Origin of the sequence: Tolypothrix sp. PCC 7601, from assembly GCF_025677855.1 — a bacterium.
GTDB lineage: Bacteria > Cyanobacteriota > Cyanobacteriia > Cyanobacteriales > Nostocaceae > Aulosira > Aulosira diplosiphon.
The window spans coordinates 4,773,836-4,800,130 of sequence record NZ_CP064879.1 but is presented as its reverse complement, the minus strand read 5'-3'; the positions used below and the strand labels follow the sequence as shown (position 1 = coordinate 4,800,130).

Here is a 26,295-nt window from a genome sequence, read left to right as displayed (position 1 = left end):
TTTCTTTATCTATTATTCCAAAAATATAGATTTTTATGTAAATCAACTAAAATTTATCTGATAATTTTTGCTGTTCAATATAGACAAAGCTTTAATTTTGAAATATATTGGAATAATTTTTATATAAAAACTGTATTTATTAATCAATAACTATTGTTATCTATTTCAAAACTATATAGTTATAGCAGCTATATATGATTTGTGAAAATAGAGATGCTTAGATACTCTAATTATTGAAAATTGTGGGTATCTTGTGATTCACAGATTATTAATTATTGCTGTTATTGATCAGCATTGACATGAAAAATTTGCTAATTAATTCGCTGTTCACAGATAGGAATCACATTTTATTTTTGCGGAGCGAGTCTGTTCTCTCTTACCTGTTAAGACTTTCTTGCCTATCGCACAGGCGCTGCGCGAAACGCACCATGTAAATAATTTCTCTCAATCAAATCAGAGCAGAAAGAATAACTAATGGCAGAGGATATAGGAACGTGGCTCTTTTGACATAGGCAGTAGCATCCATTAAACTACCCCTTGCAAATCAAAACAGAATTTCTGCTAATGCATTCCACTGAACAAACTGCTGTGCCCACTCGCGTTATTGGTCTAATCAGTGGCACGTCTGTAGATGGTATAGACGCTGCCTTGGTAGAGATTACTGGTAAGGATTTAGATCTCAAAGTCGAGTTATTAGCCGGAGAAACATATCCTTACCCCCCCAATCTCAGAGAAAAAATTTTAGCAGTTTGTGCTGGGGAAGCTATCTCAATGGCAGAATTGGCAGAAATAGATGATGCGATCGCCTTTGCTTTTGCTCAAGCTGCCCAAAATATTCAAATTGGTCATCAAAGCGCTACTTTAATCGGCTCTCATGGTCAAACAGTTTACCATCGGCCACCCGTGGATTGGGGACTGGGGACTGGGAAGACAAGGGGACAAGGAGACGAGACAGAAATCACAAATTACCAATTACCCATTACCCAATCCAAATCTCTAGGTTATACCTTACAAATTGGTCGTGGTGCTTTAATTGCTCATCTTACGGGAATTACTACTGTGAGTAATTTCCGTGTTGCGGATATTGCGATTGGTGGACATGGTGCGCCTCTGGTTCCTAGAGTTGACGCTTATTTACTCAGCCATCCCCAGGAGGCGCGTTGTGTTCAAAATATTGGTGGTATTGGTAATGTTGCTTATCTACCCCCTCGCCGTGATGATTGGCTGGAGAAAATTCGCGGCTGGGATACTGGCCCAGGAAATAGCCTGTTAGATTTGGCTGTACAGCATCTAACTAACGGTGCTAAAACATACGATGAAAACGGACAGTGGGCAGCAAGCGGTAATCCTTGTCAGCCCTTAATAGAACAATGGTTGACCCAAAATTACTTTCATCTCCCACCCCCAAAATCTACAGGTAGAGAGTTATTTGGTGTAGCTTATTTGCAACAGTGTTTACAAGATGCTGAAGCCTATCAACTTAGCCCAGCAGATTTACTAGCCACCCTTACAGAACTGACAGCCGCAACTATCGCTGAAAGTTACCGGAATTTTTTACCGCAATTACCCGATCGCATCCTATTATGTGGTGGTGGTAGTCACAATCTTTATTTAAAGCAGCGTTTACAGTCATTATTGCCATCTGTACCAGTCATGACTACCGATGAAGTTGGTTTAAATGCAGATTTTAAAGAAGCGATCGCCTTCGCAGTTTTAGCCTATTGGCGACAATTAGGTATTCCTGGTAACCTACCTAGCGCTACTGGCGCACCTCACGAAGTCCTTCTAGGAGAAATTTCCCCTACTTAATAATGTTTCAGTTTAAAGTTTATAAATTTAAGCAAGCTGGTAATTAAATAACTTATAGGTTAAAGGCAAAAGGTTAAAAGGAGAAAGGGAAACAAAAAAAACCTTTTCCCCGTTACCCAATTTTCCAAAGTTATACTTTAACTTATTTACCACCTGACATTTTGGCGTTTCAAATATATCTTTAAGTCTCGGTGGTATTCGAGCAAGACAAGGAACATCCAAAGTGGCTCATACTTTTTTAATGCAACCCGGGCGCTGGACATTACAAGGTAGTTGGCTAGAACGTAATAGTATGCCCATTAATGTCAAGGGTATGATCTTGGTGGCTTGGAATCGGGATAACTGGTTTACTATGGCGACAAAGCTGATATTTCCAGGTAGCGATCGCACAGAAATTGCGTTGCAATACAAAGGACGCTTAGATGATGGAGAACGCCAATATACTTTTTTGCTCCAACATAATCTTTTAGGACAGGTTGAAGGCGAAGGTTTGATTGGAGTATCAACAATTGTGCAACGTTACTGGGCATTAAACGATCGCCAACGTCGTAGTGGTTTTGAAACTTTACATCAATTATCAGAAGATAACTACTACTTAAGTAGCGCTGTTTTAACTGGACATTTTTTAAATAGCACTATAGAAGCCAACCTTGAACGTCAATCAAAATAATATTTGGTGTTTGGTAATTGGTAATTGGTAATTGGTAATAGTTATTTCCCCTTGTCCCCTTGTCCCCCCATCTCTCCCTCATCTCCCTCATCTCCCCAATCCCCAATCCCCAATCCCCATTACCCCTTATCCCCAGAGGGGGCCCCGAGTTCCCCAATCCCCAGTCCCCAATCCCTACCCCCTAACCAAAATCCGATTGAGATACTGCAAAATTCCTACCGTAATGAAAAGACTTAAAGCAAAACAGAGCCAGTAATTATTGACGATAATTCTTGATTGATCGAGCGCCCACCCACCTAGCAGAGAACCCATAAAATTGCCCATAGCCCAGCAAAGGGCGTTGATAGAGAAATACACCCCTCGTTGCGATTCAGGGGCTAAATCGGTCACTAGAGAGGCAGCAAAAGGGGTATAAGAAGTCATAGCTAGGGCAAATACTGCTAGGGCTAAAGTTACCCAAAGCAGATGATGAGATGTGGTGATAGTAGTTACCCAAATGAGGCTAAAGCCTATTGCCCAGAGAATAGCCGAAATTGTCAGTGCCAGGGTATGAGAGTAGTTCTTTAAGGCAGCTGCAATAGGAAATTGGCAGACAATAGCCAAGGCTAGATACCCAGAAAATAGCGTGCTGATGGTGGTTGCTGCAAATCCTGGAGTATCGCCACCGACGTTGACAAAATTTTTAAAGTAAATCGGTAGGGTGCTATTTATTTGAGACAGGTAGGTAGTGAAAATAATGTTGACAGCCACGTAGATCAGGAGACGGCGATCGCGTAATGCTGTCATCCAAGAGGTGAAATGTTGCTTTTTGGGATACTCATCCACCTGGGGTTGATAAGTTTCATTAATTGCCCCATAGACAATCATCAAAAACACCATGAACGAAATAGCATCAATGACAAATAGCCCCCGATAAAAGCCAGTCGTCGCCACCCACAATCCTGCTAGCGCACTACCAATCGCTAACCCCAGATGATCTGCTACTTTGGTGAGGGCAAAAGTTTCGCGGCGATTGCCAACTTCACTGGCATCAGCCACAATCGCTTCACTCGCAGGCCAATAGAAACCCATCCCTAAACCACAAATCAGCCGCCCAATTACCAAGGTGGCAAAGTTGTTGGTTGCAGCTAACACCAGAGAACCAATTACCGAAATTGCTGCTGCTAGCAGTAAGGTGCGACGACGGCCCCAATTAGGAGAATCTGCTAGAGAACCACCAACAATTTTTCCCACAATACCCAAAATTGAAGCGCTAGCCAAAGCAATACCAACAGAGGTTGCGGATAAGCCAACTTGATTGACGAAAAATATGGGGGCGTAAAACATGGTAAAGCCAGTCCCTACTTCCGATAGGAACCTCGCGATCGCAAAAATCCCTACTTGGGAATTAATTTGGGGTAACCACGAGAATAACTCCGATTCAAGCGCTGGCTGTCTGGATGGGAATTTCATTGAAAAATTATGTTTTTGTAATTCTTATTATTGGCGGGGATTTTCCTCACAGATTCCACAGGATTTCCACAGGCATTTTACATGTTTTCCACAGATGCTCTACGAGTTCATAGGCGGTTGCCACCTTATTGGGGATTGTTTGCTTTTTGGTTTCGGTAGTCTCAGTGACTGAGTTTTTGTTAACATTAGTAACAAAAAACAGGTTCAAACCCTGATTTTATCGTCGTAATTTACTTTTTATACCACCGTTTTTAACATTTCGCAGCATTGACAAACCTACCCCCTCTTAGCGCACAATGATTCGGCTTGCTGTTGTAGTTCGTTCAACCGTTAACATCTATATGGGTAAAATTACCTCAGGTGTTGACGTAGATTGTCGAGTAAGCAAAGGGTTGTGTTTTCGCCCTCAGCTGTCACTGCAAGCAACTAGTCCCTCTTGATTGACCTCAGAGGAGGAAATCTCATGAACGCAACAGTTAACATTTTTACAGAAATCCCAGAAGCACTTCACGAATCCCTAAAAACCTACTTAGAAACACATCCTGATTGGGATCAAAACCGAGTATTAACGGCGGCTTTGTCACTGTTTTTACTGCAAAATGGAGATAGTGATCGCCGTGCTGCTCGTGTTTATTTAGAAACCTTGTTTCATCACAGCTAACTATAAAAATAAATAGCCACAACGCTCTATGCTATCAAGCATACTCCGTTGTGGTGGTCATCACGGTGCTATTCTGGTTCATATTCAACTGTAAGCAAACTTAGTAATTTATCCTAGAGAAATAAGTGCGCTCTTGGGCTGCAAAGCATTCAATATTTGGCACTAATGATTAAATTTATCAGGTGCGATCGCAAAATTTGAGGATGGATGTTCTATTTTGTGACATCCATCCTCTATAATTTAGGACTTACGCCAGCAAAATTTGTCATTGCGGCCGGAACGTAGTTTAGGGAAGCAATCCCATAATTTTAGGCGATTACGTCGCTACGCTCGTAATGACGTAATTCCGTAACTTTCGCGTAAGTCCTATAATTTTTTATTTGATTTAATTTCTCACAATACACAATAATATTAAAAATCTCTTCTGAAAGGTAAATATTTTCTAACTAATATGCACCATCTTACATAACCAGCATTTTTATCTGAATGGTTTAACGATTCTCAAATAAATTACTGGTATGTATTGGTGCATCGTCCACATTCGTAGAATGACTTTGAGGACTATATAAACTTTGTTGTTAGTCACATTAAAGAAGTTCACCAATTCTGACAACTGAAGTCGTCATCATTAACTGCTGACACAGGATGGATAGACAAACTTCTCCAACCTCCTCAGTACTCAGCAATATTTTCAAGTTAGCTATCATAAGTCAGGATTTGGTACAAGCAAGGATGAAAATATCAATCCTTCCTTCTGCCTACTGCCTGATTTTCAATACAACATTCAGGCTAGGTTTTGGCACAAACCTTGCCCTGAAAATTTGTCTTTCCCATGCCCCATGCCCAATTCCCCATGCCCAGAACCGTTGCGAGTACGTCATTGCCAATGGAGCTGGGCTAAATTTAGACACACCAGCTTTGCAAAGAACAGAATCGCTAGTATTGTAGCGACTGTAGACTTCGTTGCATGTTTTAGATTGATTTGTGCTTACTGAAGTTACTTTCGTGACTTAAGTCAAAAGTCAAGAGTTAAAAACTCTGGACTATAGACTAAACATTTAGGAACTAACTTCTAATTGTGGGGAGTGAGTAGGACATTCAAATTTATATCCCACGCCACGTACTGTCTGAATTAACGCCGGCTGGCTGGCATCAATTTCAATTTTTTTGCGAATTTGACCAATATGTACATCTACAACCCGCTGGTCGCCTACATATTCATAGTCCCAGACCTCTTGAATGAGTTCTGCGCGCCGCCAAACTCTACCAGGATGGCTAGCTAAGAAATGTAACAAGTCAAATTCCAAAGCGGTTAAGGGTACTGGTTGGTTGTTCAGCGCTACTTCCCGCCGGACTGGATCGATCATCAACTTCTCAAAAACGAGGCGTTTTTGTTCAGCTGTGGTGACTACACGTTGCCGTCGCAAAATAGCTGCTACTCTGACTTCTAATTCTCCCAAACCGAAGGGTTTGGTGAGATAGTCATCAGCACCTTTAGCAAAGCCGCGAATTTTGTCAGCTTCGTCTGCGCGGCTCGTGAGCATCAATACAAAAACACCATTGCGACTTTGCATCTCTTGGCAGAGGTTAAACCCAATTACATCTGGTAAATTTACATCTAAAATCACCAAATCGGGGTTAAATTGCTCAAATAGCGCTAAGGCTGTCTTACCATCCTCAGCAGCTTCTACTTGATAACTCTGCTTAATTAAAAAGCGTTGGATTAAATTCCGAACCGCTGGGTCGTCATCAACTACAAGAATCTTGGCAGGAGCCATGACCATCACTTTGCACAAAAATTCATAGGATTAACAGGAGAATTGCGTATAAACGCTGTTTCCACTTAGGGAATTCGTTAAAAATCTACAAGGCTAAGAGATGCATTTCCTGACTATCTAAAATAATAGTGTAATCATGTTTTGGATAATTCAACCAGTTAACAGACAAGCATATCAGTGCAAATACTGTAATTTTGGCTAACTTTGTATCCATAAACTAGAAATTTCCCTCTCAGCCACAGCAGTTTAGTAACCTAGAAGACTTTCCGATCCCAAGTAAGTGGTAATTGAAATTGTTTCAATATTAAATCGATATGCGGATCGATACCACCTACAATGCTTAAACTGAGTGATTAAAACTCCAGATTGCAGGAGTCAGTGACTAAAAAGGAAATGGAAAGTTTAATTTTTTCATAAATATTGTATTTTAAGTATTCTGAGTTCAAATTCTAGAGTAGAGCGAGAACTATTCAACGACATGGGGGGATACACGGAGTTATGGCAATATGTTAAAGTGACTTATAGTTAAAATTCCCAAGTCGATCAAACTAACCCATGCTAGTATCCAAGTATGGCAACAATTTTGATGGGCATGAGGATTACAATCAAAATAAAAGCTAAATTTGTATTTCTGTCAACAAAAGACTGCCGCTGACCGAGGCTGAAATATAAACTCCCATGAGCGATCAAAATCCCTACGAAAAACTTGGGGTATCAGAAGATGCTAGCTTCGACGAAATTCAAGATGCTCGCAATCGCCTATTGGAGCAACACAGTGGCGATGCCAAGCATCTAGAAGTTATTGAAGTTGCCTACGACGCGATTTTAATGGAACGCTTGCGGATGCGCCAGGAAGGTAAAATTAAAGTTCCTGAGCGCATTCGGTTTCCTGAAGTTCGAGTGCAATCGCTTCCCAAAGAAAGCCCAACTAAGAATGAGCAGTCGCCAGCGTGGCTGCAACGTATGCTTGATCAGCCAACAAAAGCTGATGTGCTGTTACCTGGAGCTTGGTATGCGGGTTTGAGTGCCGCTAGCTTATTCTACCCAGCAGCAGGCGATCAGGTTTTGCAGCTAGTTTTAGTAGTTGGAGTGGGAATTAGTATTTACTTTCTCAATCGTAAAGAAGGTAAATTTGGTCGAGCAGTTTTATTCACGCTAGTTGGGCTAATTATTGGTTTAATCCTTGGAGGGTTAGTCGCTAACTGGCTTTTACCGCAAGTACCATTCATTAGTCTCACATCAAATCAGTTTTCTACGGTATTAACGTTTATTTTGTTATGGTTGGTTAGCAGCTTTTTACGTTAATTTCGGGACTATGTTGACTCGATTTTGTTTATGGCAAAGCTGCCCAAATAAATTTTCTGAATATTTCAGATTTTGGCTGACTAATGGGTAATAGACTATACAGTTTCAGGTCTATTACCCATTACTATTGCCAAGTCCTGCAATATTGTGCCATTACAAGCTACTAACCGATAGAAAGCGATCGCTGATTTTTAAGTCCAGTTTCTAAAATGAAATCAACTGCTGCACTTAAATTCGGCACAATAAACTCAGGGTGGTAAGGTTCTAATTGAGTGCGATCACGGATACCAGACTCCACAGCGATCGCCTTAATATTATGTTTTTTCGCCGCCGCAATATCAGCTTCCGTGTCTCCCACCATCCAGCTATCAGCCACAGCAGGGAGTTCCTCAATTGCCCTTGTCATCAGTAAAGGCTTATCTTCAATATCACGGGTTTTCACATAGTCGTTAGCTAGGCAATAACAGCGATTCTCTGGGAAAAATCTACCTAGCTGGAATTTTTGGAAAGCATAGTCTAATTCCCAAACTCGGCGCATTGTCATCACCGCCAAATCGATTCCCGCAGCTTGAATCTTGACGAGCGCTTCTACTGCACCAGGGACTAGAGTATCGTATTGAAAATAATTCTCAGTATGTACTGTTTGCCGCCGCAATTGTGCAAATTCTAATGCCTGTGTTTCATCTAGTCCCGAGTTGATCGCAATTTGTTTTTCTGGAACTCGCGATCGCTTCAGTTGCCAAAATTCTGCCTTGGAAAGTTCTCGTACAGATTGATCGGAACGTCGGGTTTTTTCTAAACAAAATTGATAAACACGGTAATATCTTTCAGAGACATCAACAATAGGGCCGTCGAAGTCAGTAATTAGTCTTAGCATCGGCGGAAAAGCAAATATTAATTTTTATTAAATTATCTCATATATTGTTACCTTTTGGGAGTTTGGGCTTAGGTGTTATCCCAATTACCAATTACCCATTACCAATTACCCATTACCCATTACCCATTCCCCACATCCGACTTCATTACTTCATACTCCCGACCACTGGGCTTTAAACTAAATTGGGGAGATGATTGCAAGAATTTGGTGAAATTAGCACCTAACTTGAGCTTTTTGACAATCGCATTCGGAGATTGTCCAGATATTTTCTGTAACTCTGTTCCTAGTTTGGATACAGTTAAGTTTACTTGAGGAGACTTAGCTTGCATATTGCTAAGAATTTCTCCTAGTAACTTTTCCAAGTCTTCCTTTGAGCCAATTTCCTTAACTTCTAATGTATTCGTCTGTGTGGCTAAATCCTCTTTGTCTGAAGATGGATTGGATTTGTCTTCTAAGTTTTGCGGGTTACTGTTAGAATCTAGTTCGCAACGCTCTTGAAATAGATTAGTGATCGCATTCAAATTGCTCAGTCTTGAATTAATAGATTCCTGTTCAGCTTTAATCAAATCCTGGATTTTATCTACAACCCCTTCTAAGGAGGGAATTTCGATTGCTTGTGATAGAGAATAAAAGATAAATTTTCCGGTAGTTTTATTCTCGATATGTAAAGTTTGAGATTTTCTCCGCACCCAATATACTGTTAAGCCTTGGTTTTGTAGTTCATTGCATAGGTGGGTTAAAATACCATCTCCTGAACAAACAAATATTGCTTTAACTGTGGGATAACAATTTAATAGACTAGCACCAACAGCAATCATTTTCGCATCAGCGCTGTCTTTACCTCCAGGGACATGAAAAAGTTGATAGCCACGTTCATATAATTCTGTATCTTGCTTTCCATTACTGGGAGTTTTCCAGTTAGCAAATGCAATTTTTACTTGTAGCGGATAATTGCAGATACTAGCTAAAAACTCTTCAGCCGCAATATCTATTTTTAAGTTTTCTGCATCTAATAGCAATAGAGAAATTCCTGTATCTTGCAGTGTTTGACTCTCAACTTGAGGTTTGATTTTTTGAATAAATTGGTCTAATGCAGGAGATTCTAAAAATTCTGGTGATAATAGAGTTTGCAACAGTTCTTGCGCTAAAGTTAAACCTCGAGCTTCAGAATTTTTCTCTTGTTCTATCTCTGTTGGCAAATTTTCTATTAAAGAAAGTTCTTTGACATCAACTAAAGGTATTTGAGAATGTCCATTGCTATCCCCAATCCACTCATTTTCTACAGAATGCAGTAATACAGGCTCAATGAATTGTTTACGGCAATTTTTGCACAAATAATACTGCTTACCATTCCTATGGCCGTTTTTACGATATGAAGTAGAGGCGCATCGGGGACATTTCATCTTGTTATTTAGCTTGTCTTGTGCTGATATTTACCTCTAATTTTGCAATCTGAAAAGTCAAGTTTACAAAGTTTAATAAATTTACTAGTCCCTGCTTGAGAATGTTTTCTAGCTCAGATTAGTCATGAACTTTGCATGATCAATGTAGGAAATGCTTTAGTTTATCCGTGGTAAAACATATTCGCGGGTGCGGTAATCGGAAGGATTAGTAAAGATTTTCGTAGTGGAGCCAAATTCAACTACGCTGCAAACCCGATTTTCGTTGGTTTGAAAGAAAGCAGTAAAATCTGATACACGAGTGACTTGCCGCATATTATGGCTGACAATCACAATCGTTAACTCAGAGCGTAAACTTTGGATTAATTCTTCAATTTTGCCGCTAGCGATGGGGTCTAGTCCAAAACAAGGCTCATCCATTAAAATAACTCTGGGCTTAACGGCTAAAGCACGAGCAATACAGAGCCGTTGTTGTTGACCTCCAGAAAGTTCCAAAGCAGATTTATGCAGCTTATTTTTCACTTCATCCCAGAGGTCAGCAGCTTTAATGGCAGATTCGATAATAGCGTCTAATTCTGATTTCGGATACCAGCCGACGAGTTTGACCCCATAGGCGACATTATCATAAACGCTCATGGGAAAGAGATTTGGTTTAGGTAAAACCATACTAATTTGGCGACGCACCCGATTTAAATTCACGCGCCGCTCATAGATATTTTGACCAAAAAATTCTACTCTCCCTTCAACTTTTATTTCTCCTTCTAATTCACTCATGCGATTGAGCGATTTGAGAAAAGTAGATTTACCACAACCGCTAGGGCCAATAATGGCAGTAACTTTGTCTTGGTAAAAATCTAATGATATATCTTCAAGGATCTTCTTATTTTCGTAATAAAAGCTAAAATTGCTGACTTTTATAGCCGTAACTAATTTACTCATGGTCGCAAAATATTTGATATCAAGACCGAGTTATCAGAACGCTGAAACTCCTATTCCGTAGTACGTTATTTCTCTAACCTGATTTATGAAGTATTTGTGAATTTTTACTATACCTAAAGGTTGGAGAAAAGTGATTATACAAGTAAAAATCTCCAAAAAACACCAATTAATATGCTTAATTAATGACATTTGATGACATTTGAGCTTTGCATCAAGCATGAAGAGCTTGACAAAAAGACATTACTTGCATGTGTTACAAATTAGCCTTCATATAACCAGGAGTTAACTTTTATATTACCTGAGCCAGTCAAATTTCAGGTAGTGAACAGTTAACTGATATGTTCACTAACTCTGAACTTCAGAAGAACAGTCTGTTTTTACACTGATTGGGCGACAATTGTACGCCCGACAAATTAGGAGTATCCTGGTGAACAAGATGAACTTTAAGCTTAACAGCTTGACGGTATTAGGTGTAACTTCATTTGTAGCTGCTACTTTTGGGTTAACAATGTCTGCGGTTCAGTCCCAAAGTGTCAGCACAATCACAGTAGATGGTTCTAGTACTGTATTTCCCATTACGGAAGCAGCAGCGGAGGATTTTCAAAAGGCTCAAGGCGGTAGAGTAAGAGTTACCGTAGGTGTTTCCGGTACTGGCGGCGGCTTTAAAAAGTTCTGTCGCGGTGAAACAGATATTTCTAATGCTTCCCGTCCGATTCTGCAAAAAGAAATCAGCGATTGTAAAGCTAATGGTGTTCGTTATGTAGAATTACCAATAGCTTATGATGCTTTAACAGTTGTAGTTAATCCACAAAATAACTGGGCAAAAAGCCTTACAGTAGCTGAACTCAAGAAAATTTGGGAACCAGGGGCGCAAGGTAAGGTTAGTAACTGGAGTCAAGTCCGTTCTGGGTTCCCCAATGCACCATTGAAGTTATTTGGCCCTGGGACTAATTCTGGAACCTTTGACTACTTTACCGAAGCTGTAGTTGGTAAAGCTAAATCTAGCCGGGGTGATTTTACCGCTAGTGAAGATGATAACGTTTTGGTACAGGGTATTTCCCGTGATAAAAATGCCTTGGGCTACTTTGGTTATGCTTATTATGCAGAAAATAGCAAAAAGCTGAAAGCTGTAGCAGTTAATGGGGTATCACCTTCAGAAGCTACTGTCAAAAATGGCAGTTATACTCCTCTATCTAGACCACTGTTTATTTATGTCAGTTCAAAATCAATTGATAAACCAGAAGTAAAGCAATTTGTGAAATTTTACTTGCAAAATGCTGCTAAATTCTCCAAAGAAGTCAGATATGTAGCGCTGCCAAGTTCAGCTTACACTACAGCTCAAAGCCACTTCAACAAAAAGAGATTTGGCAGTGTATTTGGTGGTCAAGAAGCAGTTGGTTTAAAGATTGACGAATTAATGCGCCGCGACGCTAAAGAATAAACTCATTTCTAAAGTTTGAATTGGGTTTAATTGAGTTTGCGAAACATCAATATATTCTAGAGGGCACGGCGTGTCGTGCCCCTACAATCTGTCGCCTTCTTTTTTCAAATTGGTATTAGATTCTAAGTTTTGGATTGTATTTGTCAATCTAAAATCTCAAATCAAAACTTATTTGATGATTTATCCAAGGGAGGTTTTTACCTCTCTTTATCTTAATTGAAGTAAATTTTTTCAAGAGCGATCGCTATTCAGTTAATATGATTGGTGCTAAACCAACTCGACTTTCTCCCAAACTATTGCGTAATCTGCGTGAACGGGCCATTGAGTTTGTCTTGTTTCTCGCAGCATTGTCTTCTGTGGCGACTACCATAGCGATTGTCGCCATTTTGGTCTATGAATCCATACTATTTTTTCAGAAAGTATCTATTTGGGAATTTCTCACAGATACCCAATGGACACCTTTATTTGACGACAAACACTATGGTATTTGGCCTTTGGTGTCAGGAACTTTAGTAACTACTGTAGTTGCTTTATTAGTAGCAATTCCACTCGGGACAATTATTGCTATTTACCTCAGTGAATTTGCACCACCGATAGTCCGAGAGGTAATCAAACCGATTTTAGAATTATTGGCAGGGATTCCTACAGTAGTTTACGGATATTTTGCCTTACTGTTTGTTACGCCTTTATTGCAGGTAATATTGCCAGAATTACCTGGTTTTAATATGTTGAGTGCGGGTTTAGTCATTGGAATTATGATTATTCCCTATGTAAGTTCCCTGAGTGAAGATGCAATGCGCGCCGTACCTGCACATCTGCGCGAAGGTTCTTATGCAACTGGTGCGACTCGCTTGCAAACAGCCTTACGAGTTGTAGTCCCAGCATCGATTTCTGGGATATCAGCCGCTTACATTTTGGGAATTTCCCGTGCAGTTGGTGAAACGATGATAGTCGCGATCGCAGCTGGCGGTCAACCTAACCTTACTTGGAACCCGATGGAACCAGCCGCAACTATGACAGCTTACATTGTTGCAGTCAGTCTTGGCGATTTACCACATGGCACTTTGGAATACGAAACTATCTTTGCTGTAGGGCTAACTCTAGTATTAATGACTTTGGTATTTAATATCATTGGTCATTTTCTAACTAAGCGCTATCGAGAGATTTATTAGTTTGGTATTGGTCATTTGTCAGTTAATTACGAATTAGAAATTACGAATTCCATGACCACCACTCGTAGTATGCGGCAAATCCGCGCTATTATTAACCGCAACAAGCTTTCTGAATATATTTTTAGTATTGTTGGTTTGTTGTCAATGTTGATTGGAATTGTGACTTTACTAGCACTAATATTTGACTTAGTTAGTGATGGTGCGCCACGTCTTTCTTGGGATTTTTTTACATCCTTTCCTAGCCGTAGAGCAGCAAATGCAGGTATTCTTTCGGCTTGGGTAGGTTCTCTTTTAGTCATGCTAGTAACGGCATCGGTTGCAATTCCGATTGGTATAGCATCAGGAATTTACTTAGAAGAATATGCCCAGAAAAATTGGCTAGCTGATTTGATTGAGATTAATGTCACTAATTTGGCTGGTGTTCCATCCATTATTTATGGACTGTTAGCCTTGGGTTTATTTGTCTATGGCTTCAATTTAGGCCCTAGCGTGGTAACAGCAGGATTGACATTAGCCCTATTAGTTTTACCTGTGGTAATTGTCACCACTCGGGAAGCTTTGCGCGCTATTCCTAATAGTATTCGCGAAGCTGCTTACGCTACTGGTGCGTCTAAATGGCAAATGATTTGGGATCATGTTTTACCTTATGCAACTGGTAGCATTCTCACAGGAATTATTGTGGCTTTAGCACGCGCTATTGGCGAAACTGCACCTTTAATTACCATAGGCGCGCTGACATTTATTGCCTTTCTTCCAGATTCTCCAATTAAAGGAGAATTTCCTTTTATATCCTTTTCCTGGCTATTAGCACCTTTCACAGTTATACCCATTCAAATGTTTGATTGGGTGTCTCGTCCTCAAGAAGCATTTCAAGTGAACGCCGCCGCCGCAGGTATTGTACTAATTGCCATGACTTTGGCTATGAATGCTATAGCTATTTATCTCCGTTATCGTTTACGTAAAACAATCAAATGGTAGAAAAAAAATCTTCAATTTTAGAAAGACCGATTAAAGCTGCGGTTAATTATCTCAATTTTTACTATGGTGGCAAAGTCCACGCTTTAAAAGATATTAATATGCCCATTGGTGATCAACAGGTAACAGCACTGATTGGGCCTTCTGGATGTGGCAAAACTACTCTCTTGCGTTGTTTCAACCGAATGCATGACCTTTATCCGGGGAATCGTTATCGCGGAGAAATTAGTTTAGAACCAGATGGAATTAATTTGTTGAGTAATAAGGTTGACCCCATTGAAGTCCGGATGCGGATTAGTATGGTGTTTCAAAGACCTAATCCTTTTCCTAAGTCTATTTACGAAAATGTAGCTTATGGTTTGAGAGTGCGAGGTGAAACAAAACGCGCAGTTATTGATGAGAAAGTAGAGAAAGCTTTGCGTGGTGCAGCATTGTGGGATGAAGTTAAAGATAGATTGCGTGATTTAGCTTCTAACCTTTCTGGTGGTCAACAACAACGGCTTTGTATTGCCCGTGCTTTAGCAACTGACCCAGAAATTGTACTATTTGATGAGCCGACATCTGCTTTAGATCCCATCGCTACTTCTAGTATTGAAGAGTTAATTACTCAACTCAAGGAAACAGTCACAATTTTGATTGTTACTCACAATATGCAGCAAGCAGCCCGTGTTTCTGACTATACGGCGTTTATGTATTTGGGTGAATTGGTGGAGTTTGACAAGACACAAACGATTTTTAATCATCCTGCGAATAAAAGAACGGCTGATTATGTAAGTGGGTTGTTTGGGTAATAGGGAATGGGGAACTCGGGGCCCCCTCTGGGGATAAGGGGCAATGGGGAAGGGGGAAGGGGTAATGGGGAATTGCTTGTGATTAAAAATTCCTGTCCTCAAAAATGAAGACAGGATGAGGGAATTCAATTATTAGGGAACTCTAAAAAATAAATTATTCCGTTCAAGTCATTGACTGTTGACCGTTAACTGTGAACCGTCAACAGTCAACAATAGCAATGGAATGTTTTTTACTTGGAAGTCCCTAATTGATTATTCGTCAATTTGCCAAGAATCTTTGGTGATTTCTTCATCAAGGATTTTCTTGGGACGCAGGATGATAATAATTTTTCCTAACAGGGGAATTTCTGGGTCATTCTCAAACCACTGGATGTCTAATTCACCGGAATTTTCTAATATAAAATAGCTGGAAGCATCCCATTGCCGTTGGGCACGATCTACTACTACTAAAACTTGTCCTGGTTGATTTTGGCTTTGGTTTGGCAGGCGATCGCTATTCGCTATAATCACTACTGGGTCTTCGGCACTCAATAGTACTTGCCAACCTGGTAATGGTACCCAAGCTTGTTCGCCAGTAAATTTAACCATACGAAATGGTTGAATTTCTGTCACTAATGGCACCGCTTTTAAGTCATTTGGTGTCAATGGCAACTCACCAGCTACAGGGATAATTCTCGGTAACTCTTCTTCAGACTCTAGGCGATAAAAGGGTAAAAGTGGAGCCGGACGTTTAGGAACGACAGTAAAATCTGTGAGTAATTGTTCAATTTGTTTCCTAGCCGATGCTGTGTGTGCAAACCGTAAGCCTTTAGCAATTAAACGCGATCGCTCTTGAAAATCGCTGTTTTGCCGTGCTAATTTCCAGGCAGTATAAGCTACAGCATCTCCGGGATGATTGGAAAATCCTTCTGGAAAGATGCGGAAGCGGCAAAACTCTTTATAGGCTTTGGCTACTTCCCTGGCTTCATCCATGTCGAGTTTGTGCTGGAAAGTCAATTCAGCAGCTGCGGCGCGTTCTTCATGGGTGAGTAAACGTAACTCATATAAAATATCACTACCACGTGAGGCGTAATGCGATCGCGTTGCCTCCGATGCACCGCCTTTTTCTAAAGAATTATAAACTTGAGAACCAACAACTACCTGATTTTGTTGAATTGGCTCAAATCCAGTAGCCTCAAAAATCTCTTGAGGATTGTAACCATTTTTTTGCAAATAAGCGATCGCTTGACCCCATTCCACCCAGTTACCTTGCTTTTGCCGTAACTTTATTAGCAACTCCTGGGCGGTATCTGAATCAGCGTTGTCAGGATTTTGAGGGTTGGGTGGTAGGTCAGTCATACGTTAATAATTAATACCGGCTCGGCAAATCTTATTCTATAGGAAAAAAGCCGGAAAACCCTGTACTCAAATGCAGGTGTAAAAGATGGGGATGAGGGAGATGAGGGAGATGAGGGGGATGAGGAGGATGAGGGGGATGAGGGGGATGAGGAAGATGAGGGAGAAATTTCCATTACTCATTACTCATTACTCATTACCCATTACTCATTACCCATTACCCATTACCCATTACCCATTACTCATTACTCATTACCCATTACCCATTACCCATTACCCATTACCCATTACTCATTACCCATTACCCATTACTCATTACTCATTACTCATTCCCCAATCCCCAATCCCCAATCCCTAGTTCCCTATTATTTAACGACATCCGCAATTCTTCGCAAGGCTGGGTAATGTATTATCAACTAGACTTGGTATGGAATATAACAAGATAGTAAATATTTTAAGGCATTTATGGATAATCTCAGTTTGGAAACTAATACAGATCGTCGTCAATTAAGAACTTTAGATAGGCCGAAAAAACTCAAAATCCTGGTGGTTGATGATGAACCAGATAATCTAGATCTGTTGTATCGCACCTTTCGCCGGGATTTTCAAGTTCTCAAGGCTGATAGCGGGATGAACGCCTTACAAATGCTGGCAGCAGAGGGAGAGGTGGCGGTAATTATCTCTGATCAACGAATGCCAGAAATGAAGGGAACTGAGTTTCTCAGTAAGACTGTACCTCAGTTTCCAGATACCGTGAGAATTATCCTTACAGGTTTTACTGATATTGAAGATTTGGTGGAAGCAATTAATGCTGGGCAAGTCTACAAATATATTACTAAGCCTTGGGACCCAGGGGAATTGAAGGCGGTAGTCCAACGGGCAGCCGAAACCTACGATTTACTGAAGCAACGTACAGAAGAATTACGCTGTGCTAATGCTCAAATGGCACTGTTAACTGTTTTAGTGGAAGTAACACAAGCAGCTAATAGTTTAGAAGAAATACTGAAACCAATTGCTACTGCATTTAGTCAAAGTTTTGGCTCAGATGCCTGCATTTTGCAACTGATTGAAGATCATAGTTTAATTGCAACTCAAGGGTCTTACTGTGAAGGCGGTACTGTAGAAAACTGGCTAACCCAAGACCCCTTAACCAGCGAGGCGATCGCTACTGGCAATATTCAAGTTTCACTAAATATACTTAAAGATCCAAAATTATCCAGTGTTGCTCATTACCAAAATTCTGGTGTACAAGCACACTTAATTATCCCCATTAACTACCGCAACAAAGTTATGGGGGTATTATCGCTACAGTGGAAACAACCACACACTTTGCGAGATGATGAGTTAAAGCTAATCAATTTATCAGCACAATTGGTGGCGATCGCTCTCACGAGCAGTTTTTATCACCAAACACAAATTTAGTCAAGTGTCAATAGTCTAGGGTCTAAACTTCAACTCGCGACTTTTGGCCCTTGACTACAGACGCGAGGAATCGCGTCTCTCCTACTCTTGACACTTTGACTAATGACTCAGGAAATTCGCGTTATTTTTGATCGTATTGCTCCTATTTATGACCAACTGAATAATTGGTTAAGTTTGGGACAACACCGAATTTGGAAGGAAATGACCATCAAATGGAGTAACCCGCAACCGGGAGATACTTGTTTAGATTTGTGTTGCGGGAGTGGGGATATCGCTTTTGGTTTAGCCAGGCGTGTAGGCGCTACAGGTCATGTATATGCAGTAGATTTTTCCCATAACCTGCTAGCAATGGCTCAAGAACGCTCGCAAAATCAGTATACCCAACCTCCAATTACCTGGGTTGAAGCGGATGTCCTAGATTTACCCTTTGAGGACAACAAATTTGATGCCGCCACAATGGGCTATGGTTTAAGAAATGTTAAAGATATTCCCCGCAGCCTTAAAGAGTTGTACCGCGTTCTCAAACCTGGTGCAAAAGCTGCCATATTAGATTTTCATCGCCCAGATAATCCGCAGCTGCGATCGTTCCAGCAATGGTATTTGGATAATCTTGTTGTCCCTATAGCGACCCAGTTAGGTGTTAAGGAAGAATACGCCTACATCAGTCCCAGCCTAGATCGCTTTCCTATTGGCAAAGAACAGGTAGAATTAGCTTATCAAGTTGGTTTTGCTGAAGTCACACACTACCCCATTGTGAACGGTATGATGGGAGTGCTGGTAGTCAGTAAACTTTAGATTTTGTATTGCATATTTTGCCTTAAGGTCTACTGGGAAAAACACAGAGACTCTTAAATGCAAAAGTCAATATTTAATCTAAAAACCAATATCTAATACCCAAAATTGCTAATTCCAAAATCCTGTGGATTGGTCTCATTTGTGGCTTTATGTATCACCACCGATATTAGGTGGAATTATCGGCTATTTCACGAATGATATAGCCATCAAAATGTTATTTCGCCCCTACCGAGCAATTTATATCGGTAAGCAAAGATTGCCATTCACACCTGGCTTAATTCCCCGTAACCAGGAAAGGCTAGCTCTGAAGATTTCTAATACAATCATGGGGTCACTTTTGACACCAGAGGAGTTGCAAAATCTCGCTCGCCGTCTGTTACAAACAGAAAGAGTAGAAGGAGCAATTCTGTGGTTGTTAAAACTAGCACTTGACCAAATCAATTCCGAGGATAAAAATCAAAAAAGTGCTAAAATTGTCGGCGGAATTTTGCGTGATTTATTAGGTGAATCTTTGCCACGTCTCCTCAAAGTTTTAGCGCGGCGAGAAGACTTCTTGGAAGTACAAATCAATCAGATTTTTGACCAAATACTCCTAGAATTTCAACTGAGTGAAGAACAGTCAACTAGGCTGGCTGATTGGCTTTTGCAAGTAGTTGTGCCGCCAGATGTGCTGCGACAAACAATAGTTGATTTTTTAACCGATCGCACAATTCAAACCATTGACGAAACCTTTCGGGAAAAGACCAGCGGTACCTATTGGGTAGTAGCGAATTTGTTTGGTTTACGCAATACTCTTACTAGACTGAGAGCTTTTTGCTTAGATGAAAAAGAGGCTACTAACGATCGGTTGAAAGAATTAATTCAAGAATTGCAAATCCGCGATCGCATCAGAAAACTCTTGCAAAATTTATCATTGCAAAACTTACCCATAGGGACAGTACGCCAACTGCGTAAAACTACCAGAGAAAGCGTCCGTCATTACTTGCAAACTAGCGGTAGCGATTTACTACAAGGTTTAACTGACTCCGTAGATTGGGAGAATATCGCTTCTTTGTTGCTCAATCGTCTGAGTACATCACCCGTAGTTAGTAGTTCTCTAGAAGTTGTCAGCCAAGAATTGGCTTTAATTTTGGAACGCTATTTAGAGAAAGATTTGGAAGCAATTGTCGCGCAAGTAATTCCAATTCTATCTATCGATCAGGTAATTGTTGACCGCGTCAAATCAACTTCTCCTGCTGATTTAGAAGCTGCAATTGAAGGAATTGTTAAAAGTGAATTGCAGGCAATTGTAACCTTGGGTGGTGTCTTAGGTGTAATTGTGGGTTTAGGTCAAACGGTGTTTTTACTGTTGAATCAACAATAATGGGTAATTGGTAATTGGTAATTGATGATTTTTCAGGGCTGCTTTGTGCTTTGGGAATACAACTAAAGCAAACATTAAAACTAGCGATTCAAGAAGCGTGACGCGCCAGCCCCTGTTTTCTAAACATGGGGATAAGCGTCTACGCTATTTTAATTGCCGTCATCCAATTTTGGATTATACCAATTTAAAAAAATAATGCGACAGATTGTAGGGGCAAGGCAGTGCCCATTGGTGTCAACTGAAGCTAAATGCTCTATAGGGCGGGCGTTGTACAAATACCTCGCGCCCTCATCCCCTAACCCCTTCTCCCGCAGGAGAAGGGGAACTAAATCTCTGGCTCCCTTCTCCCTGTGGGAGAGGGGCTGGGGGTGAGGGCAAAAACCTTGCTACAAAGCAGGTTTCACGTTAAGTTGACACAGGTGGGCAGTGCCTTGTCCTCTAGAGTATATTGATGTGTCGCAAACATTATTTGATTTGGTATGAGATTTTAGATTCTGGATGCGGAATAGCCTTTCTCAGTCGTGAATAAATTCTTGATCAGGCTTCACCTGAATTGTTTAGCACTTTAGTGCTGTCTATGAAGTTATAAAAATTTTGGTAATTCACCACTAGTACAAATCGACGCAAATAAACAGACTATCTGTAATTGCTAAAAGGCTTGTGGTATAAGTATTCTTTCTTTTGACTTTTGACTCCTGCGGAGTTCGCCAGTTGCTTTATGCCGACGGCACTTCCTTCAAGTCGGCAAAGCCGCCCAACTGAGTGCCTTGGGAACCCGTCCACCGCACTGGCTCACTTTTTACTTTTGCCGTGCTAGCCTATTCACTAACAGGAGAGTCGGATGAAAAAAGTAGCAGTATTTGGCAACGCTGGAGGTGGTAAATCTACTCTCAGCAAGAAATTATCCCAAATCACGGGTTTACCGCTTCATGTCTTGGACAAAATTAAATATCAATCAGGCGGTGTTGAGCTTTCAGATGAAGATTATAAACGCGCCCATGAGCAAATTTTAGTTAGTGAACAATGGATTATTGATGGGTTTGGTTCTATGGAAACCCTTTGGCCTAGACTAGATGAGGCAGATAGCTTAGTTTTTATCGATTTACCGCTATATGTACATTTCTGGTGGGTAACTAAACGACTAATCACAGGTTACTTTAACCCACCAGACGGCTGGCCAAAAAACAGTCCTATATTTAAAAGTTCGCTAAATAGCTACCGCGTGCTTTTTTTATGCGACAAATATTTGACTCCTAGATATCGTGAGTATATCAAGCAGGCAAAAAGCCAGAAAAATGTTTATCATCTTCAATCGACTCAAGATATTTCGCAATTTTGGGAATCAATTGAAAATAATGGGCATAGGGCATAGGGCATGGGGCAAATAAATAGGCACGGCAGTAGTAAGATAATTTGATATACAACAAGATTGTGGATGTTCCCTACCTACAATTTGTCGCCTTCTCTTTTCAAATTGGTATCAGCAATAAAGATGAGAAAAAAGGAGGTACGCTTGGTTGTACCTCCTTTATTATTAGGAGCTAATATCTGATTTAAGGTGCGTTGAAGTTAAACCAATTGTTTAGCAGGTTTCACCCTATCTTAATCTGCTGAAAATCAAAAAGTACTCAAGCTAGAGATAGATAACTTTATAAGTTCTTATCTATTTTATTTGTAGTATCTGATACGCTTATTCTTTACATTATCAAGTATTGATCAAAAAAGAGCATTCTTGAGATAAATGAAGTATAGAAAAATCAGTTTTAATTACTGAAATTATTGGCGTAGAGAGCGAACAGGTAACGGTGAAGAGTCAGAAGAAATAAAATTTGTATTTCTTAATCACTTTATGTAGGATGGAATGTCACTTACTTTAGCGATAGCGTAACGCATCAATGACCGACCATTAAAAATTTTAGGTGCGTTAGCCTCCGGCATAACACACCCTACTGGACTGACACGCCTAAAATAGTGCATAAAAAAACTCTTGTGGGATGGGTGTCTCACCCGTCCAGGGCGGACAAGATGTCCACCCCACAAGAAAAATTATTGCAACATTTTAGCCTTGCCACGCTACTACCTCAAAAATGCGATCGCAAATGATATCATGTCCGTTCAAATGCCCGTCATTGCGAACGAAGTGAAGCAATCGCAGAGTCCTTGTGATTGCTTCGCTCCACTTCGTTCTGCTCGCAATGACATATTAAGGGTAATTTGCCGGACATGATATGAATTAATAATTCGTAGTACCCTACGGGAAGCGTAAAGCGCTACGTAATTAAATCGAGGTTGGGATTAGCATTTATCTTCATTGCGATTTGGCAAAAAGGAAAAGTTTTAAATTTCCCCTTTCCCCTTTCACCTTTACCCTTTCTCCTTTCACCCAAGTTAAATATGAATTTGCGTTGCCTTGAGCATATGGTAAGTAATAATCAACTGAGTCAGCGCTAAGGGATAACTTTGTAGTACCTCGCCAGTTGTACCAGCGATTTTGCCAAGTTCTGGGTTACTTTCGCGATCGCAAATATTTTTTAAATGTGGCATATCCGAACAGATAATCTGCTCTAATTTATTCACTTGTTCTAAAGTTGCGTGACCATCAACTGCTAGCACATCTACAGGTTTACTCATATCCCTGTCTAATCCCAAACGAATTGCTGAATCGGAACTACTATCAGTTAAGTGCAGAAGTGAAGTAAAATCTGGATGCGGAATTGTGGGACGTAGTACCAACCTCACATTCAGATGTCCATTAGTTTCTTCTTTGGCATCTTCAGGTGGGTAGAAACTAACAACTATATCAGACCATTGTCGTTGCGGACGGATAAATTGCTCTGAATCTGGTTCGCGCTTTTCTAATTCTGATAGTACTTGTTCGGGAGTATAACCGCGTTTTTGAGTATCTCGTTTAACTTTCCACTGGGCGCGTATCTCTTCGGGAGGTGCAAGATAAACTTTCACATCATAAGCTTCACGGGCAGCGCGTGTAGAATAACCCAGTAATCCTTCAATAATGACGAATTTATTCGGTTTAATATACTGTGGTGGTTCAAAAGTCCCAGTTTTATGACTGTAAACTGGTTTGAGAATTGACTGTCCCGTGCGAAGCAGCGATAAATGCTGCTGCATAATATCTAGATAGTTGCAATCTGGGTGGAGGGCAGTGATCCCAATTTCTGCACGTTGTTTGCGATCATAACGGTGATAATCATCTGTGCAGATGATCGTGACATTTTCGGGCCCGAGTACCTGAGCAATCCCTCTAGTTAGTGTTGTTTTGCCAGCAGCACTGTCACCGACAATACCAAGAATAATTGGACGGCTCATCATACCCCCCCACAAAGAGTTTAGTAAGTCTGTTAATGATTAATTGAGAATATTCCTAATTTTAAAGGGGATTTTGTTCAGTAACTTAAGTTACTGCTTCTATGCAACATCTCTACACAATATAGCAATTCAATTTTTGATTTTTGAATTAATTTATGCAGAGAGGGTAATGGGTAATTGGTCATTGGTCATAAGTAAAGTTATTTCCCCTTGTCCCCTTGTCCCCTTCCAGTTCCTAACCTCTGGCTGCATCTATACCCAAACGCAAATACTCGATTTTGATACAAGCATCCATAATTACATTCAGCCCACCACTTAAAGCAGTTTGGGCGGCTGCTTGATTCCAGATACCTTGTTGTGCCCACACCGTTGGGGCTTTAATTGCGATCGCCTCTTCGATAATTTCTGGCAAATACTCAGCACGCCGAAAGATATTCACTATATCTACACTCGCAGGAATTTCTCTCAAGGAAGGATAACAAGGCTGCCCATCAATTTCTGTAACTAATGGGTTGACGGGATAGACTGTGTAACCTGCACGCTGCAAAAACTGAGCAATTTGATAACTGATACGATTGGGTTTATCCGAATGACCAACAACTGCGATCGCTTTTGCTTGAATTAACACATCACGCAGAGCGTTATCATCATCTTTCAGGTTTGGCATAGTCCGTGAATAGTTAACTACAAGGTAAATGGTAGAGGGGAATGGGTAATGGGGAATGGGTAATGGGGAATGGGTAATGGGGAATGGGTAATGGAAGGGGAGAAATCCCATTACCAAACACCAAATGACGAATGACCAATGACAAATCAAACACAGGGACTTGAACCAAATCTTTATAATTATTTACTCTCTGTTTCTTTGCGAGAACCAGAAATATTAGCTCAGTTACGGCAAGAAACAGCCCAGCATCCAATGGCGAGAATGCAAATTGCACCTGAACAAGGGCAATTTATGGCATTGTTGGTACAGCTAATAGGTGCTAAAAAAACTTTAGAATTAGGTGTATTTACGGGATACAGTACGTTAGTAGTAGCTTTAGCCTTACCAAGCGACGGAAAAATAGTAGCCTGTGATGTTAGTGAAGAGTTTACAGCGATCGCGCGTCATTATTGGCAGCAAGCTGGGGTGGCAGAGAAAATAGACCTGCACATTGCCCCAGCGTTAGAAACTTTAGATAAGTTGCTGCAAGCAGGGGAAGCCGAAACCTTTGATTTTGCGTTCATTGATGCTGATAAAAGCAACTATGATGCCTATTATGAGCGATCGCTACAATTAATCCGTCCAGGTGGCGTGATTGCGATCGATAATGTCCTGTGGTCAGGAAGAGTTGCAGATCCCCAAGTACAAGACAATAGAACCAAAAGAATTCGCGCTTTTAATCAAAAACTGCATCAAGATCAGCGCATAAATCTTAGTTTATTACCCATTGCGGATGGTTTAACCTTGGTGCGGAAGAATGGGGATTAGGGATTGGGGATTAGGGACTGGGGATTAGGGACTGGGGACTGGGAGATGAGGAAGCAGAGAAAGCAGAGGAAGCAGGGGTGCAGGGGAGAATAGCCATTACTCATTACTCATTACCCATTACTCATTACTCATTACCCATTACTCATTACTCATTACCCATTACCAAACACCAATGCCCAATGCCCAATGCCCCATGCCCCATTCCCTAAAAGTTGTCATTATTCATGATTTACAGTTACCCTTGAAAAGAAACTGTCGCCTTTTTTCTTGCTGACGTACTCTTTTTTCCTCGGTGAGGTCATCAAAACAGTAGGGGCAAGTAACACCTTCCTCGTACTTAGGTGAAGCCTTATCTGCTTCAGAAATTGGGCGACCACAACTTTGACACATATCATAAGTGCCTTCTTCCAGTCCATGACGGACGGCGATGCGTTCGTCAAAAACGAAGCATTCTCCTTGCCATAAGCTTTCTTCGGCGGGAACTTCTTCTAAATATTTGAGAATGCCACCTTTGAGATGATAGACTTCTGCAAAACCTTGGGACAGCATGAAGGATGAGGCTTTTTCACACCGAATCCCGCCAGTACAAAACAAAGCGACTTTTTTATGTTTTTCGGGGTCGAGGTTTTGGCGTACATACTCAGGAAACTCTCGGAATATATGAGTTTGAGGATTTTGCGCCCTTGTGAAAGTGCCAATATTCACCTCGTAATCGTTACGGGTATCAATCACGGTAACTTCCGGATCGGAAATTAGTTGATTCCATTCTTGAGGCTCGACATAAATTCCTACCTGTTGATTAGGATCGACTTCTGGCAATCCTAAAGTCACAATTTCGGACTTTAAACGCACCTTCATCCGCTCAAATGGTAGTGTACTAGCGTAGGATTCTTTGGATTCGATGTCTGCTAACCGCGAATCGGAACGCAGAAATTCTAAAACTGCGTCAATAGCTTGGCGTGAACCTGCGATGGTGCCGTTAATACCTTCTTGTGCTAACAGGATGGTTCCCTTGATACCTTGCTGCTGGCAGTAAGATAATAAAGGTTCTCGCTTCTCGGCAAAATCCGGCAAACTCACGAATTTATAAAGTGCTACAACAACTTGAAGATTTTCTTGCTTCATCCCTTTAGAAATGAACCGGTTTCAGGTACAATAACAAAGACAGCTTTAAATAAGCTACCTAATCTCATTCTATGGGGGTTTAGCTCAGTTGGTAGAGCGCCTGCTTTGCAAGCAGGATGTCAGCGGTTCGAGTCCGCTAACCTCCATTCAGTAGTTAAATCAATCAAAAATGGTAGCTTTTCTT

At 40.8% G+C, this 26,295-nt stretch carries 25 protein-coding genes and 1 tRNA gene; 17 read left to right on the top strand and 9 right to left on the bottom strand.

Annotated elements, in window-relative coordinates; translation table 11 throughout:
* Nucleotides 1-564: 564 nt before the first annotated feature.
* Both HG267_RS19685 and HG267_RS19680 read left to right on the top strand, forming a co-directional pair.
* Entirely contained in the window at nt 565-1,809 is a 1,245-nt protein-coding gene (locus HG267_RS19685) for an anhydro-N-acetylmuramic acid kinase (protein ID WP_045867577.1), read from the top strand.
* Between the two features lie 223 nt (nt 1,810-2,032).
* Nucleotides 2,033-2,479: a hypothetical protein gene (locus HG267_RS19680; protein WP_045867578.1), complete on the top strand. Its 447-nt coding sequence runs from the start codon at nt 2,033-2,035 to the stop codon at nt 2,477-2,479.
* 174 nt (nt 2,480-2,653) lie between these two features.
* Here HG267_RS19680 and HG267_RS19675 read toward each other — a convergent pair whose 3' ends face one another.
* Nucleotides 2,654-3,931 carry an MFS transporter gene (locus HG267_RS19675; RefSeq protein WP_045867579.1) on the bottom strand — a complete coding sequence of 426 codons (1,278 nt, stop codon included), beginning with the start codon at nt 3,929-3,931 and terminating at the stop codon, nt 2,654-2,656.
* Between the two features lie 463 nt (nt 3,932-4,394).
* Here HG267_RS19675 and HG267_RS19670 point away from each other — a divergent pair, with 463 nt between their 5' ends.
* Nucleotides 4,395-4,592: a DUF2811 domain-containing protein gene (locus tag HG267_RS19670; RefSeq protein ID WP_045867580.1), complete on the top strand. Its 198-nt coding sequence runs from the start codon at nt 4,395-4,397 to the stop codon at nt 4,590-4,592.
* A 732-nt stretch (nt 4,593-5,324) separates the two neighbouring features.
* Entirely contained in the window at nt 5,325-5,540 is a 216-nt protein-coding gene (locus tag HG267_RS19665) for a hypothetical protein (protein WP_155538909.1), read from the top strand.
* A gap of 110 nt (nt 5,541-5,650) precedes the next feature.
* Here the strand turns inward: HG267_RS19665 and HG267_RS19660 are convergent, their stop codons facing one another.
* Nucleotides 5,651-6,370 (bottom strand): response regulator transcription factor, encoded by a 720-nt coding sequence (locus HG267_RS19660; protein WP_045867582.1) that lies wholly within the window; start codon nt 6,368-6,370, stop codon nt 5,651-5,653.
* A gap of 678 nt (nt 6,371-7,048) precedes the next feature.
* Here HG267_RS19660 and HG267_RS19655 point away from each other — a divergent pair.
* Entirely contained in the window at nt 7,049-7,675 is a 627-nt protein-coding gene (locus HG267_RS19655; RefSeq protein ID WP_045867583.1) for a CPP1-like family protein, read from the top strand.
* A 163-nt stretch (nt 7,676-7,838) separates the two neighbouring features.
* Here the strand turns inward: HG267_RS19655 and HG267_RS19650 are convergent, their stop codons facing one another.
* From HG267_RS19650 to HG267_RS19640, 3 genes are all read right to left on the bottom strand, one after another.
* Nucleotides 7,839-8,552, bottom strand: coding sequence for an HAD family hydrolase (locus HG267_RS19650; RefSeq protein WP_045867584.1), 714 nt, complete (start codon nt 8,550-8,552; stop codon nt 7,839-7,841).
* Between the two features lie 119 nt (nt 8,553-8,671).
* Nucleotides 8,672-9,886, bottom strand: coding sequence for an NYN domain-containing protein (locus tag HG267_RS19645; RefSeq protein ID WP_228045724.1), 1,215 nt, complete (start codon nt 9,884-9,886; stop codon nt 8,672-8,674).
* Between the two features lie 225 nt (nt 9,887-10,111).
* Entirely contained in the window at nt 10,112-10,891 is a 780-nt protein-coding gene (locus HG267_RS19640) for a phosphate ABC transporter ATP-binding protein (RefSeq protein ID WP_045867586.1), read from the bottom strand.
* Between the two features lie 436 nt (nt 10,892-11,327).
* Here HG267_RS19640 and HG267_RS19635 point away from each other — a divergent pair, with 436 nt between their 5' ends.
* The 4 genes from HG267_RS19635 to pstB all read left to right on the top strand — a co-directional run bounded on the left by HG267_RS19635 (nt 11,328) and on the right by pstB (nt 15,270).
* The gene (locus tag HG267_RS19635; protein WP_045867587.1) at nt 11,328-12,332 is read left to right on the top strand and encodes a PstS family phosphate ABC transporter substrate-binding protein; all 1,005 of its coding nucleotides are present in this window, start codon (nt 11,328-11,330) and stop codon (nt 12,330-12,332) included.
* Between the two features lie 257 nt (nt 12,333-12,589).
* A complete protein-coding gene (pstC, locus tag HG267_RS19630; protein WP_045867588.1) occupies nt 12,590-13,504 on the top strand; it encodes a phosphate ABC transporter permease subunit PstC in 915 nt (304 codons plus the stop codon).
* A gap of 51 nt (nt 13,505-13,555) precedes the next feature.
* On the top strand, nt 13,556-14,482 hold the full coding sequence (gene pstA / locus HG267_RS19625) for a phosphate ABC transporter permease PstA (RefSeq protein WP_045867589.1): 927 nt from the start codon (nt 13,556-13,558) through the stop codon (nt 14,480-14,482).
* Nucleotides 14,476-15,270 carry a phosphate ABC transporter ATP-binding protein PstB gene (gene pstB / locus HG267_RS19620; RefSeq protein WP_045867590.1) on the top strand — a complete coding sequence of 265 codons (795 nt, stop codon included), beginning with the start codon at nt 14,476-14,478 and terminating at the stop codon, nt 15,268-15,270. Before pstA ends, pstB begins: the two co-directional genes overlap by 7 nt.
* A 252-nt stretch (nt 15,271-15,522) precedes the next feature.
* Here pstB and HG267_RS19615 read toward each other — a convergent pair whose 3' ends face one another.
* Entirely contained in the window at nt 15,523-16,608 is a 1,086-nt protein-coding gene (locus HG267_RS19615) for a RuBisCO accumulation factor 1 (RefSeq protein WP_045867591.1), read from the bottom strand.
* Nucleotides 16,609-16,762: 154 nt separating this feature from the next.
* Here HG267_RS19615 and HG267_RS19610 point away from each other — a divergent pair, with 154 nt between their 5' ends.
* The 5 genes from HG267_RS19610 to HG267_RS19590 all read left to right on the top strand — a co-directional run bounded on the left by HG267_RS19610 (nt 16,763) and on the right by HG267_RS19590 (nt 21,557).
* The gene (locus HG267_RS19610; RefSeq protein WP_096621947.1) at nt 16,763-16,963 is read left to right on the top strand and encodes a hypothetical protein; all 201 of its coding nucleotides are present in this window, start codon (nt 16,763-16,765) and stop codon (nt 16,961-16,963) included.
* A 107-nt stretch (nt 16,964-17,070) separates the two neighbouring features.
* Nucleotides 17,071-18,027 (top strand): response regulator, encoded by a 957-nt coding sequence (locus HG267_RS19605; RefSeq protein ID WP_045867592.1) that lies wholly within the window; start codon nt 17,071-17,073, stop codon nt 18,025-18,027.
* A 102-nt stretch (nt 18,028-18,129) separates the two neighbouring features.
* Nucleotides 18,130-18,822 carry a bifunctional demethylmenaquinone methyltransferase/2-methoxy-6-polyprenyl-1,4-benzoquinol methylase UbiE gene (gene ubiE, locus HG267_RS19600; RefSeq protein ID WP_045867593.1) on the top strand — a complete coding sequence of 231 codons (693 nt, stop codon included), beginning with the start codon at nt 18,130-18,132 and terminating at the stop codon, nt 18,820-18,822.
* 124 nt (nt 18,823-18,946) lie between these two features.
* The gene (locus HG267_RS19595; RefSeq protein WP_045867594.1) at nt 18,947-20,185 is read left to right on the top strand and encodes a DUF445 domain-containing protein; all 1,239 of its coding nucleotides are present in this window, start codon (nt 18,947-18,949) and stop codon (nt 20,183-20,185) included.
* A gap of 841 nt (nt 20,186-21,026) precedes the next feature.
* Nucleotides 21,027-21,557, top strand: coding sequence for an adenylate kinase (locus tag HG267_RS19590; protein WP_045867595.1), 531 nt, complete (start codon nt 21,027-21,029; stop codon nt 21,555-21,557).
* 1,016 nt (nt 21,558-22,573) lie between these two features.
* On the opposite strand, the gene HG267_RS19585 is transcribed toward HG267_RS19590, so the two are convergent.
* Nucleotides 22,574-23,512, bottom strand: a complete 939-nt coding sequence (locus HG267_RS19585; RefSeq protein WP_045867596.1) for a phosphoribulokinase — start codon at nt 23,510-23,512, stop codon at nt 22,574-22,576.
* A 235-nt stretch (nt 23,513-23,747) separates the two neighbouring features.
* On the bottom strand, nt 23,748-24,290 hold the full coding sequence (locus HG267_RS19580) for a CoA-binding protein (RefSeq protein WP_317891617.1): 543 nt from the start codon (nt 24,288-24,290) through the stop codon (nt 23,748-23,750).
* A 27-nt stretch (nt 24,291-24,317) separates the two neighbouring features.
* Here HG267_RS19580 and HG267_RS19575 point away from each other — a divergent pair, with 27 nt between their 5' ends.
* Both HG267_RS19575 and HG267_RS19570 read left to right on the top strand, forming a co-directional pair.
* Nucleotides 24,318-24,986 carry a class I SAM-dependent methyltransferase gene (locus tag HG267_RS19575; RefSeq protein WP_045867598.1) on the top strand — a complete coding sequence of 223 codons (669 nt, stop codon included), beginning with the start codon at nt 24,318-24,320 and terminating at the stop codon, nt 24,984-24,986.
* A 77-nt stretch (nt 24,987-25,063) separates the two neighbouring features.
* Nucleotides 25,064-25,195, top strand: coding sequence for an alpha/beta hydrolase (locus HG267_RS19570; protein ID WP_155538910.1), 132 nt, complete (start codon nt 25,064-25,066; stop codon nt 25,193-25,195).
* A gap of 13 nt (nt 25,196-25,208) precedes the next feature.
* Here the strand turns inward: HG267_RS19570 and HG267_RS19565 are convergent, their stop codons facing one another.
* Nucleotides 25,209-26,111 (bottom strand): rhodanese-related sulfurtransferase, encoded by a 903-nt coding sequence (locus HG267_RS19565; RefSeq protein WP_045867599.1) that lies wholly within the window; start codon nt 26,109-26,111, stop codon nt 25,209-25,211.
* Between the two features lie 73 nt (nt 26,112-26,184).
* Between HG267_RS19565 and HG267_RS19560 the strand changes: the two genes are divergently transcribed.
* Nucleotides 26,185-26,257 (top strand) — tRNA-Ala (locus tag HG267_RS19560).
* The last annotated feature ends 38 nt before the right edge of the window (nt 26,258-26,295 follow it).